Raw genomic sequence first — 19641 nt, forward strand, 5'->3', positions numbered from 1 at the left:
ATGTCTTCAGGCAATGTCATTGCGGCCTTGCAAGTCGCACTGCCCGCTGACCGCATACGCCTGGGTGCAGAGATCGGAGAGCGTCACCACACGGACTGGACGCGTATGGATCCGCAGTGCCCGAGGGCACTGCTGCTGCCTCGCGCGACCGAGGAGGTCTCGACCATGCTGCGCATCTGCCATGCCTATGGTCAGCCCGTGGTGCCTCAGGGCGGTCTGACGGGCCTGGTCGGGGGGGCTCATCCACAAGCCCAGGAGGTTGCGCTGTCGCTGGAGCGCATGAATGCGATCGGCGAGGTGGACTGCAGCGGTGGCACGATCACCGTTGAGGCAGGAGCCATTCTGGAGAATGTGCAGCAGGCCGCCCTGGCTGCGGATTTCGTCTGCGGGCTGGACATCGGCGCGCGGGGCTCTTGCACGCTGGGCGGAAATATCGCCACCAATGCCGGTGGCAACCACGTGGTGCGCTATGGCATGGCCCGCGACAATGTCCTGGGCCTGGAGGTGGTGCTGGCCGATGGCAGCATCGTGAGCTCGCTCAACAAGATGATCAAGAACAACAGCGGCTATGACCTCAAGCACTTGTTCATAGGCAGCGAAGGTACGCTGGGCGTCATCACCCGCGCCGTGCTCAAGCTGCACCCGCAGTCGCGCAGCACGCAGTGTGCATTGCTGGCCCTGCCCGGATTGGATGCGGCCCTGCAGGTGCTGCGTCAAGCCAAGGCCCATCTGGGCGGAGGCCTCTCGGCCTTCGAGGTGATGTGGCCCAGCTTCTATCACTTCGTGACCCGGTTGCCTGGCGTGGACTCGCCGCTGTCCGGCGATCACGGCCTGTACCTGCTGCTCGAGGCCCAGGGCAGTGACGAGGCCCAGGATGCCGAGCGCTTCGAGCAGTTGCTGTCGGGCTGGCTGGAGCAGGGCCTGCTTGAAGATGCGGCCCTGGCCCAGTCTGTCGAGGACAGGAAGCGCTTTTGGCATCTGCGTGATGCCGTGGCCGAGTTCCCGGTGTTTTTGCCCAAGCGCTCGACCTTCGATGTGAGCTTTCCTCTGGACGGCATGGCACAGGCCATTGCGCAAATCGAGCACAAGGCCGAGGCCAACTGGCCTGGCTGCACCAGGCTTTATTTCGGGCACCTGGGGGACAACAACCTGCACATCGTGATCGATGTTCCGGGAACTCAGGGGGCATATGCCGAATCCATAGAGGAGCTGGTCTACGACTGTGTGGGCGCCCTGCAGGGCGCAGTCTCTGCCGAACACGGCATCGGTCGCAAGAAGCGCCAGCACCTGGGGCGCTCGCGCAGCCTCGAGGAAATCACCCTCATGCACACGCTCAAGCGGGCCCTGGATCCGCTGGGCATCCTCAATCCCGGCAAGGTGCTTTAACGCGCCTTCCCCCTCTTTCTTCATCTTGCTCAGGAGACTGTTATGAAACACCGCTTTGCTCGCCGCACCCTGCTGGCCTCCGTTGGCGCTGCCATCCTGTCCATGGGGCCGGCTCTGGCCCAGGCCGACACCTATCCCACCCGTCCCGTAAAGATCGTCGTGCCCTTCACTCCTGGCGGTACGACCGACCTCGTGGCTCGCCTCATGGCCCAGCAATTGCAGGAACGCACGGGCGGTACCTTCATCGTGGAGAACAAGGCGGGCGCTGGCGGCAACATCGGCGCCGATGCCGTGGCCAAGGCGCCGGCCGATGGCTATACGCTGCTGCTGGTCTCCAGCAACATCCTGGCCATCAACCCACTGGTCTACAAGAAGCTGCCCTTTGATCCGGCCACGGCCTTCGCCCCTGTGAGCAATGTGGTCACGGTGACCAATGTCTTTCTGGCCAATCCCAACAACCGCCTGGGCATTCGCTCCATGGCTGACCTGCTGGCAGCGGCCAAGCAAAAGCAGTCCAGCGGCGGGCTCAACTTCGGCTCCACGGGAAATGCTTCGCTCACGCATCTGATCGGCTCGGTATTCTCGGCCACAGCCGGACTCAAGCTCCAGCACGTGCCCTACAAGGGCTCGGCACCCATGCTGCAGGCTTTGTATTCAGGCGAGGTGGATTTTGCGATCGACAACCTGCCGGCCCCCCTGCCGCACATCACTTCCGAGCGCCTTCTGCCTCTGGCCGTCACGGGAGCCAAGCGCAGTGCTCAACTGCCCAAGGTGCCCACGGTGGCCGAATCTGGCTTCCCCAACTTCAATCTGACCTCGTGGTTTGGCCTGCTGGCGCCCGCAGGAACGGACGCTGCCGTGGTGAACATGCTCAACCGCCATATCACCGAAATCCTTCAGGACAAGAGCGTGCAGTCCAAGCTCATCAGCATGGGCACCCAGCCTGCACCGGGAACGCCTGCCGAGTTCGGCAGCTTCATTCGCAGCGAAGTCGCGCGCTGGGCTCCTATCGTCAAGGAGTCTGGGGCGAGTATTGATTGATACCCCCTGAGCGGCTGCGCGGCTTCCCCCTGGAGGGGGGCGACAGCCTCACTGCGGGGCGGCCCTTGTTCTCGCTGTCCCTAGGCCCGGGCCGCGCCAGTTTTGCGCGCTGCGCCCGGGCTTGCTCCCTCGCCCCCTTGGGGAGACGGTTGGGGTGAGGGCTCCCCTGCAAAACCCTGAGCTCCCCGCAAAGCCCTGCTTTTCCCCGCCTCACAATGATCACACTACCTTTGCAAGACCCTGGCCTGCTGCGCCAGCACAACTATCTGGCCGGATCCTGGGTTGAGTCCCATGGAGGCCAGGCCCTGGACGTGCTCAACCCTGCTACGGGAGAGCTGCTGGCCAGGATCGCCAAAGCGGGTGTCCACGATACTGAACAAGCCATTGCTGCAGCCGAGCAGGCCTTGCCGGCCTGGCGTGCACTCACGGCAGAAGCACGTGCGACTTGTCTGCGCCGCTGGCATCAACTGGTGCTCGAGCATGAGCAGGATCTGGCGCTGATTTTGACCAGCGAGCAAGGCAAACCCCTGGCCGAAGCGCGCGGCGAGATTGCCTATGCGGCTTCATACATCGAGTGGTTTGCCGAGGAGGCGCGCCGTGTCTATGGCGAGGTCGTGCCCTCGCCCTGGGCCGACAAGCAGATCCTGGTCACCAAGGAGCCCGTTGGCATTTGCGCGGCCATCACGCCCTGGAACTTTCCCGCAGCAATGATTGCACGCAAGCTGGCGCCGGCCCTGGCCGCAGGTTGCGTGATGATCGTCAAGCCTGCCGAGCAGACACCGCTGACGGCGCTTGCACTGGCCGAACTGGCCCACAGGGCGGGACTGCCTGCCGGAGTGCTCAGCGTGCTGTGCGGCGACCCCCGTGCCATAGGCGGTGTGCTCACGGCCAGCGACAAGGTGCGCAAGCTCAGCTTCACGGGCTCCACGGCCACAGGGCGTTTGCTGGCTGCACAATGCGCGCCTACGCTCAAAAAAATGTCGCTGGAGCTGGGGGGCAATGCGCCCTTTATCGTGTTCGATGATGCCGACCTGGACGCTGCCGTCGAGGCTGCCATGGCTTCCAAATACCGCAACTCGGGTCAGACCTGTGTCTGCACCAATCGACTGCTGGTCCAGGATGGCATCTACGAGGCCTTTGTGCAGCGCCTGGCCCAGGCCGTGGCCGGGCTGCGTGTAGGCAATGGCCTGGAGCCCCAGATCGAACTCGGCCCGCTCATCGATGATGCGGCCTTGAGCAAGGCCGAGGAGCTCGTGGCCGACGCCATGGAGCACGGGGCTCGCCTGGTCCAGGGCGGCCGGCGCCATGCGCTGGGCCGCAGCTTTTACGAACCCACGGTGCTGGCCGATGTGCCCGTGCGGGCGCGTATCGCACGTGAAGAAGTCTTCGGCCCTGTGGCCCCGGTGTTCCGCTTCAGTACCGAGGAGCAGGCAGTGCAAATGGCCAATGACACCGAATACGGTCTGGCTGCCTACTTCTTCTCGCGCGATGTGGGCCGTGTCTGGCGCATGAGCCAGGCGCTCGAATACGGCATGGTCGGCATCAATACCGGCATCATCAGCACGGCCGTGGCGCCATTTGGCGGTATCAAGCAGTCGGGCATGGGCCGCGAAGGCGGTGCTGCAGGCATAGAGGAATATCTGCAGTCCAAGTACCTGTGCATGGCCTGACTGTCAGCTCTGGCTTGCCTGGTTGCGCGCCAGGCGCTCACTTTTCCAGTAGATGTCATCGCCGCCGTCCATGCGGTTGAGGACCCGGGCCAGCACGAACAGCAGATCGGACAGGCGGTTCAGATACTGGCGTGGCGCCGCGCGCATGGACTCGCCTTGCTCCAGCGCGACCACCTGACGCTCGGCGCGCCGCGCCACGGTGCGGCAGATATGGGCCTGGGCTGCGGCACGTGTGCCCGCCGGCAGAATGAATTCCAGCAGCCTGGGCAGTTGGGAGTTGTAGCGCGCAATGGCCTGATCGAGCTGCTCCAGCGCATCGCTCTTGAGCAGCTCGTAACCGGGCATGGACAGTTCGCCGCCCAGGTTGAACAACTGGTGCTGAATGTCGATGAGCAGCTCACTTACCGCCTCAGGCAAGGGTTCGCACAGCAGCAGGCCTATGTGCGAATTGAGTTCATCCACGTCTCCCATGGCATGGGGTCGGCCACTGTTTTTCGAGACCCGTGTGTTGTCGCCCAGGCCGGTGGTGCCGTCATCTCCTGTACGCGTGGAGATTTGCGTCAAACGATTGCCCATGGCTTGCTCCTCACTGATTTGACTTAAGCCGGCAGCATTGTGCTTTACAAAAAGCTCATAGATGTAGTCCTGGGCAACAACGGGCAAAACTGCTGGATATTGCAGGGCAATCAGGGTGCAATGGCGGCGTGTTTCTCGCAAGACTGGAGTATGTGCTCATGAAGACCTCTGCACCTCGCAATGTCTCGGGCTTTGAAGTTCGCAGCGTTTTATTGTTTGCCGCGCTAACCCTTGGCGGCACGGCAGCCCTGGCATCGGGCGAATCCAGGTCTGCGGCCCAGCTTCTCATGCGTTCAGCCGCCAGCAGCTCCCAGGTAGCCTCCCCTGGGCTCAGCGCACAAGCCTCTGGCACACGGCCGCAGCCGTAGCCACAGCGATGATTGGCAACGCGGCATGGCCAAGATATTCGGGAGGTGGGCTCAACGAGTTACTGTTAGAACGTGTTTACGATCTCCTCGGTGCCGCGCCAGTGTCTGTGCGGGATGGGATGCAAGGCGCGATACTGCAGCAATAGCCGTGCTATTGCGAGGATTCGCAACGCTGTAGACCGCCCGCAAAGGCACTGTCCCGAAGGGTTGGAGCGAAATCGGGCGATTTCCTAGCGCTGTGGCTTGCTTGCACCCCGGTGCAAGCTGCGCCCCATCGCTTTGAACTCATCCCAATTGCGCTCCAACGCGGCAGCGTAGAGATCGTAAACACGTTCTTACGGCACATTGGATCCACCTGCAATGGCCTGCAAGGCGTTCTTGAGGGTGTCGGGGTGGGGTAGGGTGGCAGTCTCGGAAGGCGCGCAGCTGGACCACATGAATCGATCTTTGTGGACCAATTCCAAAAGGCTTGCCCAGCTCGGCCGAGCAAGCCTGCGCAGGCTTGGAGCACCTGTTTTTCGCTCTGCCTGATGGTATTCTTTGGGCCCCAAGGAGAATCCCATGAATGCCCCAGCCGCCTCCGGCAGCTTGCTGCCTGAATTCGCGCAGCGCCCCATCCCCCCTGAGTTCTTGCAAGCCCTGAGCCAGCGCTTTGGTGCTCAATGCTCCACAGCCATGGCCGTGCGCGAACAACATGGCCGCGACGAAGGCTCTATCGCCGCACCGCCGCCGTCTGCCGTGGTGTTTGCAGAGTCGACCCGGGACGTGCAGGACGCGATTGCGCTGGCCAGCCAGTATGCAGTCCCTGTCATACCCTATGGCGCAGGCTCTTCGCTGGAAGGCCATCTGCTGGCGGTCCAGGGTGGTATCAGTCTCGATGTCAGCCGCATGAACCGCATCCTGTCCGTGAATACTGAAGATCTCACGGTCACGGTGCAGCCAGGCATTACGCGCAAGCAGCTCAATGAGGCCATCAAGGACACCGGTTTTTTCTTTCCCATAGACCCGGGAGCCGATGCATCCATCGGCGGCATGACGGCTACGCGTGCCAGTGGTACGAACGCCGTGCGCTACGGCACCATGCGTGAAAACGTGCTGGCGCTGGAGCTGGTCACGGCCAGCGGTGACGTGATTCGTACGGGCACACGCGCCAAGAAGAGCAGCGCCGGCTACGACCTCACGCGCCTCATCGTCGGCAGCGAAGGCACACTGGGCGTGGCCACCGAGATCACGTTGAAGCTGTATCCGCTGCCCGAGGCCGTGAGTGCGGCCATTTGCTCCTTTCCGAGCATAGAAGCTGCGGTGCGCACGGTGATCCAGACCATACAGATAGGCGTGCCGATTGCGCGGGTGGAGCTCATCGACGTGAACTCGGTACGCATGGTCAACACCTACAGCAAGCTTGAGCTGCGTGAGGAGCCCATGCTGCTCATGGAGTTCCATGGCTCGCCCACGGGAGTCAAGGAGCAGGCCGAGATGGTGCAGGATATCGCAGGCGAATTTGGCGGCAATGCCTTTGAATGGGCGGAGCGTCCCGAAGACCGCACTCGCCTGTTCACCGCGCGACACAACGCCTACTTTGCAGCCGTGGCCAGCAGGCCTGGCTGCCGCTGCATCACCACCGATGCCTGCGTGCCTATCAGCCGCCTGGCCGATGCGCTGCTGGACTCGGTGCGCGAGGCCGATGAGAGTGCCATTCCCTATTTCCTCGTAGGCCATGTGGGGGATGGGAACTTCCACTTCGGCTATCTCATAGATCCTGAAAGCAGCGATGAACGCGAGCGTGCAGAACGCCTCAACCATCAGCTTGTGGAGCGTGCCATCGGCGTGGGCGGCACCTGCACCGGAGAGCATGGCGTAGGCATACACAAGATGCAGTTTCTGCGTGATGAAACCGGGGACGGTGCGGTGGAGATGATGCGTGCCATCAAGCGAGCGCTCGATCCCAAGAACATCCTCAATCCGGGCAAGATCTTCGCGCTCTGAGCCTTGCGGCCCCTTCGGTACCGCCAGCACAATGCCCGGATGTGTCGCGCATCCGGGGCAGCAAGCTGCTCCTCGTGGCTGCGGCAATATACCCGTGGGCGAGCCAGGAGAAGGTTTTTTTAATGCCTGGGCTCGGCTTGTCAAACCAGACTGACAGGTCAGGTCGATGGGCCTCTGCACAATAGGGGGATGTTTTCTCCGACTTCCTCCTGGGGCGTGCGCGCTCGGCAACTGTTGAGCCCCTTGCAATCCCTGATTGATGCCTTGCGCCTGTGGCTGGCGGCCGATGGTCTGCGCATGAGTGCGGCCATGTCGTTTTACGGCATTCTGAGCCTGGCGCCGCTGCTGCTGTTGATTGTTGGTCTGCTGGGCTGGTGGGTGGACCGCAGCTATGTGGAGCACACGCTCATAGAGCAGATCCAGTCAGTGATTGGTGAGCGTGGTGCCCAGGTCGTGAGTGGTGCGCTGGAAAGCGCCCAGCGCCCGGCAGAAGGGCGGCTGGCTTCGATCTTCGGCTTGATCATGCTGATGTCAGGTGCCACGGGCGTGTTCGTCGAGCTGCAGTCTTCCTTGGAGAAACTCTGGATTTCGGATGGCACGCCCACGCCGCCCAAAGCTGCGTGGTGGCGTCTGGCCGTGCTCAGGCTGCGGGGCCTGAGCTATGTGCTGGTGCTGGGCTTCCTGTTCATGGTCTCCATGCTCATGTCCACCGCGTTGCAGCTGCTCACGCATTGGGCGGGGGCCTTGCTGCAGATGGAACCTTTTCTGCCCCTGGTTCGTTTGATCAACGAGGCCGCTTCGTTCGCCATCGTGAGTCTGCTTTTTGTCGGGCTGATGCGTGTGGGGACCGGCCCCAAGCCGGCACTGAGACATCTGATCTGGGGCGGTGCCTTCGGCGCCCTGCTGTTTTCTCTGGGCCGGCAGGCCATGGCCTGGTATCTGTCCACGGCGGCCGTGGTTTCCGCCTATGGAGCTGCAGGCTCCCTGGTGGTGTTGCTGATGTGGATTTATTTCTCGTCTGCGATCTTGCTGCTTGCCGCTGCCATGGCCAAGGCCTTGAGCAACCGCGCGCAGTGCAAGCGATAGACGTATGGATAGATTGCAAAGCATGCGCGCATTTCAAGCCGTGGCCGACGAGGCCGGCTTTTCTGCGGCAGCGCGTCAGCTGGACCTGTCCGTGCCCACGGTCACACGGCTTGTGGCCGATCTGGAAAGGCATCTGAGTACCCGGCTATTGCAGCGCACCACGCGCAGCGTGACCTTGACCGAAGCCGGTGAAGCCTATCTGGAGCGTGTGCGCGTCATTCTCGCGGATGTGGATCAGGCCTTCGATCTGGCCCAAAGCCACACCCAGGAGGTGGCCGGTATCGTGCGCCTTTTTTCTCCCTCGGTTTTTGCCGAGCATGTGCTGGCCCCGCTGCTGTCCGAATTCCATCAGCGCTATCCCCATGTCAGCATAGAGCTGATCGTGGGAATAGCCGAAGACACGGCCGCAGGTGAATACGATATTGCCTTGCTCGGGGGCAAGGAGATCTTCGACGCCAGCGTGGTGGCGCGTCCTTTGATCACGACCTGCGGCCTGGTCTGCGCCTCCCCCGGGTATCTTGCACGCAATGGCGAGCCCAGGCTGCCTGCGGATCTGGAGCAGCATCAATGCCTGATAAGGCACAGGTCCAGGGACAGGGCCGATGTGCTGCGCATGCAGCACACCGATGGATCCGAGGCCGAGGTCAGGATCAAGCCCTTGATGACCGCCAACCATGCGGGCATCTTGTTGCGCGCCGCGCTCGATGGCGCAGGCATTTGCATACAGCCCCTGGAGCTGGTGGCGCGCTATATGCACCAAGGCCTGTTGCGTCAGGTGTTGCCAGGGTGGTCCACGGAGCGCTTCACGCTGTATGCGACCTATCCCACACGCAAATACATGCCGGTGCGCGTGCGCCATTTTCTGGATTTCCTGACCGAGCGAACCACCCAATCCTGGCAAGCCCAGGGGGATGGCTGATTTGCCGATTGACCCTAAGAGCGTGTTTACGATCTCCTCGCGGCGCGCCAGCGTAGAGATCGTGAACACGCTCTAAGCCCTTTCAATTTCGGGTGAATTCCGCTCTGCGGAATCTCAAGGCATGGGGCAAGCATTTGTGACCTTAAGCTTTGCGCATCGACAAAGTTTGAGTGAGAAGTTGCTGCTCTGAAACAAGACCACCATTTTCTTGCACAGCTTTTTGCAGAGGCCAATCACCATGCATTGGGATTGTGTTTTGGCGTCCTGGGCTGGAGGCGGTTTTCAACGCTTTTTGATTCTGGGCGCTCTGGTTTCGGGCTGAGCGTGCGCAGCCCTTTGAGGCGCACTGCGGGGGCGGTGCGCCTCTTTTTTTAAGCACTGCCAGATAAAAAAGAGTTCAAACGTTTGGGACACATCTGCTCTCGGGCCTTGCCACAGGACGTACTGAAGGAGATGGCCGAGACGGGCCAGTTGCTAGGCACCGCATCGTGGCGAGCTTGGTGCACGGGTATGGCGAAAACGCAGCAGTCCGGGAGCGAGGCCGGGACAGTGGCTGCGTTGTCGCGCATACTGTGCTGCACCCTGCTTGTCGTGAGGTGCTCATGAGTCTGGCCTTGGTTCAAAGTCGTGCTCTGCTCGGGCTTGATGCGCCGCAAGTCACGGTGGAAGTCCATCTGGCCAACGGCCTGCCCTCGTTTACCCTCGTAGGTCTGGCTGAGGTGGAAGTCAAGGAAGCGCGTGAGCGCGTGCGCTCGGCCTTGCAGAACTCGGGCCTGGAATTCCCCAGCAACAAGCGCATCACCGTCAACCTTGCTCCGGCCGATCTGCCCAAGGATTCGGGGCGCTTCGATCTGCCGATTGCGTTGGGCATTCTTGCAGCCAGCGGACAAATCCAGGCCCATGCACTGGCGGGTTACGAGTTCGCTGGCGAGCTGTCTTTATCGGGTGCTCTCAGGCCGGTGCGCGGAGCGTTGGCCACGGCGCTGGCCCTGCATCGTCAGAAACATGTGGTGCGCCTGGTCTTGCCACCTGGTAGCGCCCAGGAGGCAGCTCTTGTGCCCTCGGCCCAGGTGTTCTGTGCCCATCACCTGCTGGATGTGGCGCGTGAATTCATGGCCAGGGCCGAGGGCCTCGACACCGCTGCGGAGCCGGCCGATGCCCTGGCCGCCACAGAGCCCGCGGCGGATGCGGCCTGCTTGGGTAGCGGCTGGCATACGGTGCATGTACAGCCCGCCCCTGCAGCGCGGCAGACCGAGGATTTGCGCGATGTGCGTGGCCAGGCCCAGGCCAAGAGGGCTTTGGAGATCGCTGCAGCTGGCGGCCATGGGCTGCTGCTCGTCGGCCCTCCTGGGTCGGGCAAGTCCATGCTGGCTCAGCGCTTTGCGGGCCTGCTGCCTCCCATGAGCGACGAAGAGGCGCTCGAAAGCGCGGCCATCGCGAGCCTGAATCAGCGCTTTGCCCTGGAACGCTGGCGCCAGCGGCCTACGGCAGGCCCCCACCATACGGCCAGCTCAGTGGCCTTGGTCGGAGGTGGTTCGCCGCCGAGGCCCGGGGAGATTTCCCAGGCGCACAACGGCGTGCTGTTTCTTGATGAGCTGCCTGAATTTGCGCGCAGTGCGCTGGAGGCTCTGCGCGAGCCGCTGGAGAGCGGCCGCATCACCATAGCGCGCGCCACGCAAAGCTGTGAATTCCCCGCGAGGTTTCAGCTGGTTGCGGCCATGAATCCATGCCCTTGTGGCTATGCGGGCTCGACCCAGCGCAGCTGTCGCTGCTCTCCCGACCAGGTGGCGCGCTACCAGGCTCGCATCAGCGGCCCGTTGCTGGACCGGATCGATCTGCACGTGGAGGTAGCGGCCCTTCCGGCCGAGGAATTGCTGGCCCAGCCTGCAGGCGAATCGAGCCACAGCGTGTGCGAGCGCGTGGCGCTGGCGCGCGATCTGGCCCTGCAGCGCCAAGGTTGCTCCAACCAATTGCTGAAGGGCGAAGCCCTGGACAGGCATTTGCTGCTCGAGGACCAGGCCTTGGCCTTTGCGAACAAGGCCGCCACGCGCCTGGGCTGGTCGGCTCGCAGCACCCACCGAGCACTCAAGGTGGCGCGCACGATTGCCGATATGGCCGGCTGCTCGCATATCGGTGCCGAGCATGTGGCCGAAGCCATGCAATACCGGCGTGCGTTGCTGCAGCAGCGCTGAACTTGGGCCGCGGACAGGTTCTACTTGCTGAAGCGCCGCATCAACTCCAGCGCCTGCTGCATGTTGGAGAAGTCCGGCGCCGTCGTCAGCGGCCTGTAGTGCTTGTCCACATGCTGGTACTGGCCGACGGAGCCCACTTCGACGATGTCGTTCTTGGTCAGCACTGCATATTGGCTATAGCCCGAGGCCAGCAGCCAGGCGCGGTCCACAGGCGAGCCCAGCAGATCGACGCCGGTGGAGTAGTCGGACAAGGGGCTTTCCACGCCCAGGTAGTTCTTCATCAGGGTCGGGACCAGGTCCGCATGGCTGCTGAAACTGTCCTGCCAGGGCGAGCCCGGGGCAATGCCCGGGCCGGCGAGCACGAAGGGCACCTGGACCTGCACATCGGAGAAATTGCTGTTGTGTCCCCAGTAGTTCAAGCCGTTGTCGTTGATCTCTTCGCCGTGGTCGCCGGTGATCACGACCACGGTGTTCCCGAGCTCTCCTGAGGCCTTGATTTGGTCCAGAACCTGTTTGGCCAGGCTGTCCGTGAAGTGCACGCTGGTCTTGTAGCGGTTGAGCCAGGGGATGGGGTCGGTGTTCTTGTTGCGCTGCAGGTAGTTGGCTTCCTCCAGCAAGGGCTCGTAGCGGTGCGGGTAGTCCTGCGGGAATTCGTAGCCATGGGGGGCGTCGTAGAAAAGAAAGGAAAACGAGGGCCGCTGCCTGTCGCGGGCTTGGAACCACTGCAGCCACTCGGCCGTGATTTCCCTGTCCCGTTCCACCGTGGTCTCGCCCTTGGACCTTTCGCGCAGATCTGCAACCTTGGAGAACACCGTCTGGTGGAATTCGGGCTTTTTCAGCTGGGCCGATGCAAAAATTCCCAACTGATAGTCGAGCTCCTGCAAGCGGTCCATGAACAAGGGGCTGATGCTGTTGTCGATCACGCTGTGCCAGTAGTTGCCGGGCAGGCTGTAGAACAGGCCGAAAATGCCGATGCGGGTCGCATTCCCCGTGGAGATGTGCTTGTTGAAGACCATGCCGGATTGGGCAAAGCGCCAGAGACTGGGCGTGTTGTCCGCATTGAAGGTGTCGGCTCGCCAGGAGTCGATGACGAGAAACACGATATTCACGGGCTTTTCAACCGCCTTTTTCTGCAGCGGAGCCAAGGGATAGCTCAAGTCGCTGGTCTGCTTGTTGAGCGTCAGCAGCTTTTGCCTTTCCAGAGCCTCCTCATTGATCCAGCCGTTCTTGCGCATCATGCTGTTTGCGGTCGCCGGGTAGAACAGGGGCAGATAGCGCTTGACCTGGGTGATCGACTGATAGACATGGGCCGATGCCCAGACATTCATCACATTGGTGGCGATGAAGGCCCCCAGCGCGCCCAGCGCAAACCAGCGCCCTATCTTCAGGCCCCTGGGCCTGGCGCGGGACTCCAGCCACAGAAGCAGGCCAAACTCCAGTAACCAGACCAGCAAGGCCCCACCGATGACGGCCAGCCACATGCTCAGGGGAAAGCTCACGATCTGCCCGGCCATGATGAGTTCCAGCACCACGGCATTGATATGAAAGCGGTACTGGGCAAAGACAACGGTGTCCACGAGCAGCAAGAGAATGGCCAGAGCCGCCCCGGCGGAAATCAGCCACCGGCGTGCCCGGGCTGGAAGCCAGAGCAGGGGCAGGAGGAGCAAGCCCATGGCGGCGGACAGCAGCGCCATCTGGGAAAACGTGGACAGCAGCAGAAAGACCCGGCCCGGGCCATCGCCAGGCAGCTCGGGCAAAAGCATGAAGTAGCGGCAGCTGAGCAGCATGGCCACTACGGCGTTCACCATGATGAAGCGGCCGTAGCTTGAATATTTATAGTTATCCGACATAAGCTGTTTTATGTTTCTTGTGTAAACAGTCTTATGTTGTCACGAAAATGTAGCCAATCCCTGATAAAGGGATGACTTCGTGCCGGGCCATCCGTGTCCGTGCGTGCCCTTCAGCTTTGTGCCGCTGGTCCGGTCGGCTGATCTTCGGGCCCGGTCGTTGCCTGGCCCTGCAGATCCAGGAGCTCTGCAAAGGCGCGCAGTGCAGGCGACCAGCCCGGGGCCGACCCGGCGACAAAACAGGTGTCGACCCAGGCCAGGTCCTGGGGGAGGCTTGTGCAGTGCACGGCGAAGCGCTGCTGCTGGGCTTCGACCAGTGCGCGTGACAGCAGTGCATAGCCCATGCCAGCGGCCACGCAGCCCAGAATGGTGTCCAGCATGCCCAGCTCCATGATGCGTACGGCGGATACGCCCCGAGAGGCCATGAGCAGCTCTATGCGCTGGCGGTAGCTGCAGCCCTGCTTGAACGCCAGAAAGACGCTGGCACTGAACTCCTCGGCCGTGGGCAGGCCTGGCAAAGGCTGGCTGCTCACCAGCACCAGCTCCTCACGGAACACCTTCCAGGAGCGCAGATGAGGGTCGGGTGCCGTCCCGTTGATGAAGGCGCAGTCGATGTTGCCCGCCCTGAGCTCGGCGAGCAGGACGGCCGTCGGCTGGGCGCTGAGCTCCAGGTCCAGCCCGGGCTGCCGGGCGCGCAGCCGGGTCAGCAGATAGGGAAGGCGCAGTGCGGCCGTGGTCTCCATGGAGCCTATGCGCAGCTTGCCCACGACCTGGCCGGGCGCAAGACGAGGTGCCTGCAACTGGGCCAGGGCCTGGTCGTGGGCCTGCAGCATCTGTCTTGCGTAGTGGCGCAGCGTCTGGCCGGCCGAAGTCGGATAGACGGGGCTGGTGCGCTCAAGCAGCAAGCTGCCTATTTCGTCTTCCAGCTTCTTGATGTGGGCCGTTACGTTGGACTGCACGGTGTGCAACGACTGAGCGGCAGCGCCAAAGCTGCGGCTCTCGCATACGGCCTCGAAAATGCGCAGGGATCTGAGTTGCATGGCGGGCTTTGTGAGGAATGGCGGTATGAATCACCAAAGATGATTGCAACCATCTTTATAAATCGTTAGACATGATGTGTTACATGACGTAGTCTGCCCCGCATTCGCCGACTCTTCCGCAAGGTCTTACGTGATCCAACGCAATGAATATCCGCTGCTGCTGACCGGCTTCATGGCCACGCTCAGCGGCGTGGGCCTGGCCCGTTTTGCCTATACGGCCCTGATGCCGCAGATGGTGCTGGCCGGCTGGTTTGGCGGCGAGCAGGTGGCCTATCTGGGCGCAGCCAACCTGCTCGGCTATCTGATTGGCGCGCTGGCTGCAGCGCCCCTGGCCGAGCGCCTGGGCGCTGCACGCGTTCTGTGCTGGTGCTGGATTGCGGTGGCCTTGAGTTTTGCGGCCTGTGCCTGGCCTTTGCCCATGGCCTGGTTTTCTCTCTGGCGCTGTGTCTCCGGCATCGGCGGTGCGATTCTCATGGTGCTCGGCCCTTCGCTGGCCATGTCGGCCGCACCGCTGGAGCGGCGTCCGGCTCTGGGGCCGCTGATGTTTTGCGGCATAGGCGCGGGCGCCCTGCTGTCGGCAACCATGATTCCCGTGCTCGCCCGCCAAAGCCTGGGGGCGGTCTGGTGGGCACTGGCGATTGCCTGTGCGGGCGCGGCCTTCATCGGTGTGCGGCAGACGCACAAGCTTCCCCGGGCCACGATCCATCCCGCCGGGTCTGCGGCCCCGGTCCCGGGGGGGAGTTTGCGCAGTCCACAGACCCTGTGGACCCTGCCCGTAATCCTCGTCCTGCTGGCCTATACGAGCGATGCCTTTGGCTTTGTGCCCCATACCGTGTTCTGGGTCGATTACCTGGCGCGTGAGCTGCAATTGGGGGCGGCCTATGCCTCGACCCAGTGGGCGCTGTTCGGCCTGGGGGCGATCTGCGGGCCCCTGGCCGTGGCCTTTTGCGCCACACGCTTTGGCTGGTGGGGAACGACGGCGGGAGCCTATGTGCTCAAAACCACGGCCGTCGCCATGCCGCTGTTCTGGGCGGGGTTTGCCGCCCATGGCCTGTCGTCCTTTCTGGTCGGCGCCCTTTCTCCGGGCATAGCAGCCATTACGTCGGGCTATCTGATGCAGCTCATAGGCCCGCTGCAGCACAAGAGGATGTGGGGCTATGCGACAGCGGCCTTTGCCCTGCTGCAGGCCGTCTCGGGCTACTTCATGGCCTGGAGCTATGCGGGCAGCGGCAGCTACCGGCAGTTGTTCGTCTATGGCACGGCCAGCCTGCTGGCCGGCAGCCTCATGGTTTTATTCAGCCGCCGCACGCGCTAGCAGACGCGCTCGGCCTGAGATCGTGAACACGCTCTGAGTCCTTTGTACATTCCTGATGACTATGAAACTTTTTCTCAACGCCACCTCTCCTTTTGCCCGCCTGGTCCGCGTGGCCGCCCTGGAAAAAAATCTGCAGGCCTCGCTGGAGCTGGTCTGGTGCGATCCCTGGGCGAATGCCGCTGAGCTGCTGGCCGTTCACCCCCAGGCCAGAATCCCGGTGCTCGTGACCGAGGACGGCCAGGCCATTGCCGAGTCTTTGCTGATTGCCCAGTACCTGGACGCCCTCGACGCCGCGCCCAGCCTGGTGCCTGCGAGCGAGGCTGCAGCCGTGCTCGCCGAGACCAGCCTTGGCTATGGCCTCATGGAGGCGGCCTTCGGGACCACGATTGCGCGCAAGCACGAAGGCCGCGCCGCCGACCAGGGCCTGATGGGTCAGCGCCGGCTGGCGGCCATGGACCGGGCCCTGAGGCTGCTGGAGCAAAAGGCCGTAGCCTGGCGCGTGCCCGAAGCCGGTCAGGCCGCGTTGCGGCTGGATCAGATCACCGTGGCCGTGGCCCTGGAATATGTGGGCTTTCGCCTGCCCGAGCTGCTGCCTGCAGGTGCCTATCCTGGGCTGGAAGCCTGGCTGCAGGCCATGCGCCAGCGGCCCAGCCTCGTCGCTACGGCATTTGCCTGAGCCGGCGGCTGTGCTTGAGCACTATACTTTTAATAGCTGCAAGCGCCTGATGGTATTGGGCTGCATGCCAAAAAGACTTGAACTCCTGAGCATCGATGCACGCTGAGATCAAGCGCAGCATCTGAGGCAGGGCGCCCGGCCTGTGGCCCCACGCGTCATGGCATGAGGGCGGCTTTCCTTTTGAGGGCGAGACGAGCCTGCAGGGTCTGTGCAAACCCCGAAATTCCCTGGGGAAAAAGCAGAACCAGCACCAGCATGATGCCGCCCATGAGGGCACGCCAGTAATCGGTGTGGCGTGCCACGCTGTCGTGCAGCCAGGTGAAGACCGCTGCACCGGTCACGGGGCCGGCCAGGGTCTGCACGCCGCCCAGCAGCACCATGACCAGGGCATCCACGGATCTGGTCACGGACAGGCCGTCGGGCGAGATACCGCCCTTGGAGAAGGCAAACAGGCCGCCGGCCAGACCTGCGAAAAGGCCAGCGATCACAAAGCCTGTCCATTGCACCTGGGCAGGGCTCAGCCCTATGGCCTGGGCGCGCAGGGGCGAGTCGCGCACCGCGCGCAGCGCCTGGCCGAAGGGCGAGAACAGCAGGCGCCGCAGCGTGTAGATGCCGGCTGCGCAAAGCCCCAGGCTCAGCCAGTAGAAATGCCCGCTCCGGGCCGCCCAGTCCGAGGGCCAGATGCCGGTCAGGCCATTGCTGCCGCCCGTGAAGTCGTCCCACTGGAAGACGATGGCCCAGGTGATCTGCGCAAAGGCCAGGGTCAGCATGGTCAGATAAACCCCCGACAGGCGCACGCAGAACCAGCCATAGACCAGAGCGGCGGCGGCGGCCAGCAAGGGGGCGGCGACGAGCGCAGCCTCCATCGGCCAGCCGAGCAGGCGCACCCCGAGGGCAGCGCCGTAGGCGCCCAGGCCGAAGTAGGCTGCATGGCCGAACGAGTGCATGCCTGCGGGGCCGACGATGAAGTGCAGGCTGGCAGCAAACAGCGCGGCGATGAAGATGTCGGTGAGCAGTACCAGGACATAGCTCTCGCCTGCGGCCAGGGGCAGCAGGCCCAGGCCCAACAGCAGGGCCAGCCAGGCGGCGCGCGCGAGCGTTCCCGCAGGAACCAGGGGCGGCTCGGTCTGGCCGGCGGTGCGGCTCTGGGCCCGTCCCAGAAGCCCCCACGGGCGCCAGACCAGGACCACGGCCATGATCAGGAACTCCACGATCAGTGTCAGCTTGGAAAACGAAATTTCCATGCCGCCGATCTCCTGCACGCCCAGCCAGATGCAGACAGCCTTGAGCTCGGCCACCAGCAGGGCTGCAACAAAGGCGCCGGGGATCGACCCCATGCCGCCCACGACCACGACCACAAAGGCAGCGCCGATGCTGAGCATGTCCATTTCGAGGTTTGCGGGCTCGCGCGGCAGTTGCAGGGCTCCGCCCAGGCCGGCCAGCAGCGTGCCCAGCGCGAACACGGCCGTGAACAGCCAGGCCTGGTTGACGCCGAGCGCACCCACCATTTCGCGGTCCTGGGTGGCCGCGCGCACCAGCGTGCCCCAGCGTGTGCGGGTGAGCAGCAGGTGCAGTCCCAGCAGCACCAGAGGTCCGATGGCGATGAGCAGCAGGTCGTAGCTCGGGAACTGGCGCCCGAGCACGCTGACCGAGCCTTCAAAGCCCGTGGCGCGTGGACCGAACAACTCCTCAGGGCCCCAGAGCCACAAGGCCGCATCCTTGATGACCAGCACCAGCGCAAACGTGGCCAGCAGCTGGAACAGCTCGGGCGAGCGGTAGATGCGGCGCAGCAGCGCGATCTCGGTGAGCGCGCCCAGCAGGCCGCAGGCCAGGGGCGCAAGCAGCAGGGCCGGCCAAAAGCCCAGTACGGGTGCGAGTTGCTCCACGCTGGAGTAGGCGATGAAGGCCCCCAGCATGTAGAACGAGCCGTGGGCGAAGTTGATGGTGCGCGTCACGCCGAAGATCAGCGACAGGCCCACGGACACCAGAAACAGCGAGGATGCGCTGGCCAGGCCGTTGAGCAACTGCACCACGAGGCCGGAGCCGCTCATGGCCGCTCCTTCGGGAAGGTGCGGGACGGGGCTGCGGCAACGGCGGCATGCATGAACAGAGTCTTCATGGCAGGGGGACGGTGGGCGAGCCGGCTCGGGGCCGGCTGCCAGGAAGCACAGGGGGCAGGGCTGATGGTTACTGGGCCGAGGCGGGACGCAGCTTTTTCACTTCGTCGTCGCCGGGCTGAAAGTTCTTGCCGTCGGCATAGTGGTAGTCGACGAGCACGCCGCGCCCCAGCTTCTCGTCGTAGGCGGTTTTGCCTATGTAGGCACCCATGGTCGATTGCTGATCCTGGGTGCGATAGTGGATGCGCCCGAATGGCGTATCCACCTCCAGCCCCTTGAAGGCCGCGATCAGCTGCTCCGTATCGGCGCTGCCATTCGTCTTGCGCAAGCCTGCGGCCAGGGACTGGATGGCGTTGTAGCCGACGATGGTGCCCAGGCGCGGATAGTCCTTGAAGCGCTGCTGGTAGGCCGCCAGAAAGCGCTTGTGCTCGGGCGTGGCGATCGAGTACCAGGGATAGCCGGTCACGGTCCAGCCCAGGGGAGCCTCCTTCTTGAGCGGGTCCAGGTATTCGGGCTCGGCCGTGAGCAGGCCCACGACGGCGCGCTGCTTGAACAGGCCGCGCGTATTGCCTTCGCGCACGAACTTGCCGAGGTCGGCCGCGAACAGCACATTGAAGATCGCATCGGGCTTGGCGTCCTGCAGGGCCTGGACCACGGAGCCTGCATCAACCTTTCCCAGAGGAGGGGCTTGCTCGGCCACGAACTCGATGTCGGGCTGCTGCTCCTTCATGAGCTTCTTGAACGTGGCCACGGCCGACTGGCCGTATTCGTAGTTCGGATAGACGATGGCCCAGCGCTTTTTCTGGAGCTTGACGGCTTCGGGCACCAGCATGGCCACCTGCATGTAGGTGGAAGCGCGCAGGCGGAAGGTGTAGCGGTTGCCCTGCTGCCAGACGATCTTGTCGGTCAGGGGCTCGGAGGCCAGGAAGAAGCGCTTCTTCTGCTGGGCGTAGTCCGTGAGCGCCAGACCCACATGGGACAGAAAGCTGCCCGTGAGCACGTCGATCTTCTCGCGCGTGTAGAGCTCCTCGGCCGCACGCACGGCATCGCCAGGATTGCCGTTGTCATCACGCACCACAAGCTGCAGTTTTTTACCAGCGATACCGCCCGAAGCATTGACCTGCTCCACGGCCAGTTCCATGCCCTTTTTATAGGGCTCGAGAAAGGCCGGCTGAGCCTTGTAGCTGTTGATCTCGCCGATCTTGATCACGCCCTGAGCCCAGGCCGGCGCCGCTGCCACGACGGCCGACATCGAGGCCAGGCGCAGGCTCCAGTGCAGATATCGCAATCCCATCATCATTCTCCTTATTGCTAATCCATCTCAAGACAAATGCGCGCACTTTACCCTTTGACGACTATTTGCCGGACAATACGGGCCTCGCCCTGTCCGGCCTCGGCTAGCCACGGAGCAGCAAGGCCCGT

At 63.3% G+C, this 19641-nt stretch carries 14 protein-coding genes; 9 read left to right on the plus strand and 5 right to left on the minus strand.

What is annotated here, in order from left to right:
* The 3 genes from G486_RS0104545 (at window position 1) to G486_RS0104555 (ending at window position 4097) form a co-directional block, all read left to right on the plus strand.
* The gene (locus G486_RS0104545; RefSeq protein ID WP_027014466.1) at window positions 1-1386 is read left to right on the plus strand and encodes an FAD-binding oxidoreductase; all 1386 of its coding nucleotides are present in this window, start codon (window positions 1-3) and stop codon (window positions 1384-1386) included.
* A gap of 42 nt (window positions 1387-1428) precedes the next feature.
* A complete protein-coding gene (locus tag G486_RS0104550) occupies window positions 1429-2427 on the plus strand; it encodes a Bug family tripartite tricarboxylate transporter substrate binding protein (protein WP_027014467.1) in 999 nt (332 codons plus the stop codon).
* 215 nt (window positions 2428-2642) lie between these two features.
* On the plus strand, window positions 2643-4097 hold the full coding sequence (locus G486_RS0104555) for an NAD-dependent succinate-semialdehyde dehydrogenase (protein ID WP_211233748.1): 1455 nt from the start codon (window positions 2643-2645) through the stop codon (window positions 4095-4097).
* Between the two features lie 3 nt (window positions 4098-4100).
* On the opposite strand, the gene G486_RS0104560 is transcribed toward G486_RS0104555, so the two are convergent.
* Entirely contained in the window at window positions 4101-4673 is a 573-nt protein-coding gene (locus tag G486_RS0104560) for a cob(I)yrinic acid a,c-diamide adenosyltransferase (protein ID WP_027014469.1), read from the minus strand.
* Between the two features lie 929 nt (window positions 4674-5602).
* Between G486_RS0104560 and G486_RS0104565 the strand changes: the two genes are divergently transcribed.
* The 4 genes from G486_RS0104565 (at window position 5603) to G486_RS0104590 (ending at window position 11224) form a co-directional block, all read left to right on the plus strand.
* Window positions 5603-7027 (plus strand): FAD-binding oxidoreductase, encoded by a 1425-nt coding sequence (locus G486_RS0104565; protein ID WP_027014470.1) that lies wholly within the window; start codon window positions 5603-5605, stop codon window positions 7025-7027.
* 189 nt (window positions 7028-7216) lie between these two features.
* Window positions 7217-8113, plus strand: a complete 897-nt coding sequence (locus tag G486_RS21545) for a YihY/virulence factor BrkB family protein (RefSeq protein WP_051303127.1) — start codon at window positions 7217-7219, stop codon at window positions 8111-8113.
* A 22-nt stretch (window positions 8114-8135) separates the two neighbouring features.
* Window positions 8136-9032 carry a LysR family transcriptional regulator gene (locus G486_RS0104575; protein ID WP_342667321.1) on the plus strand — a complete coding sequence of 299 codons (897 nt, stop codon included), beginning with the start codon at window positions 8136-8138 and terminating at the stop codon, window positions 9030-9032.
* A gap of 602 nt (window positions 9033-9634) precedes the next feature.
* Window positions 9635-11224, plus strand: coding sequence for a YifB family Mg chelatase-like AAA ATPase (locus G486_RS0104590; RefSeq protein ID WP_027014472.1), 1590 nt, complete (start codon window positions 9635-9637; stop codon window positions 11222-11224).
* Between the two features lie 20 nt (window positions 11225-11244).
* Here the strand turns inward: G486_RS0104590 and G486_RS0104595 are convergent, their stop codons facing one another.
* Window positions 11245-13074 (minus strand): DUF3413 domain-containing protein, encoded by a 1830-nt coding sequence (locus G486_RS0104595; RefSeq protein ID WP_027014473.1) that lies wholly within the window; start codon window positions 13072-13074, stop codon window positions 11245-11247.
* A gap of 110 nt (window positions 13075-13184) precedes the next feature.
* Complete coding sequence (locus G486_RS21550; RefSeq protein ID WP_051303129.1) at window positions 13185-14111, minus strand: LysR family transcriptional regulator; 927 nt, start codon at window positions 14109-14111, stop codon at window positions 13185-13187.
* A 130-nt stretch (window positions 14112-14241) separates the two neighbouring features.
* On the opposite strand from G486_RS21550, the gene G486_RS0104605 reads away from it, so the two are divergent.
* Window positions 14242-15426 carry a YbfB/YjiJ family MFS transporter gene (locus G486_RS0104605; protein ID WP_027014474.1) on the plus strand — a complete coding sequence of 395 codons (1185 nt, stop codon included), beginning with the start codon at window positions 14242-14244 and terminating at the stop codon, window positions 15424-15426.
* Window positions 15427-15487: 61 nt separating this feature from the next.
* A complete protein-coding gene (locus G486_RS0104610) occupies window positions 15488-16102 on the plus strand; it encodes a glutathione S-transferase family protein (RefSeq protein ID WP_027014475.1) in 615 nt (204 codons plus the stop codon).
* A 155-nt stretch (window positions 16103-16257) separates the two neighbouring features.
* On the opposite strand, the gene G486_RS0104615 is transcribed toward G486_RS0104610, so the two are convergent.
* A complete protein-coding gene (locus tag G486_RS0104615) occupies window positions 16258-18153 on the minus strand; it encodes an ABC transporter permease (RefSeq protein ID WP_027014476.1) in 1896 nt (631 codons plus the stop codon).
* 136 nt (window positions 18154-18289) lie between these two features.
* Entirely contained in the window at window positions 18290-19471 is a 1182-nt protein-coding gene (locus tag G486_RS0104620; RefSeq protein WP_034386691.1) for an ABC transporter substrate-binding protein, read from the minus strand.
* Between the last annotated feature and the right edge of the window lie 170 nt (window positions 19472-19641).

The sequence above is a fragment of the Comamonas composti DSM 21721 genome, from assembly GCF_000429845.1.
Taxonomy (GTDB): Bacteria; Pseudomonadota; Gammaproteobacteria; order Burkholderiales; family Burkholderiaceae_C; genus Comamonas; species Comamonas composti.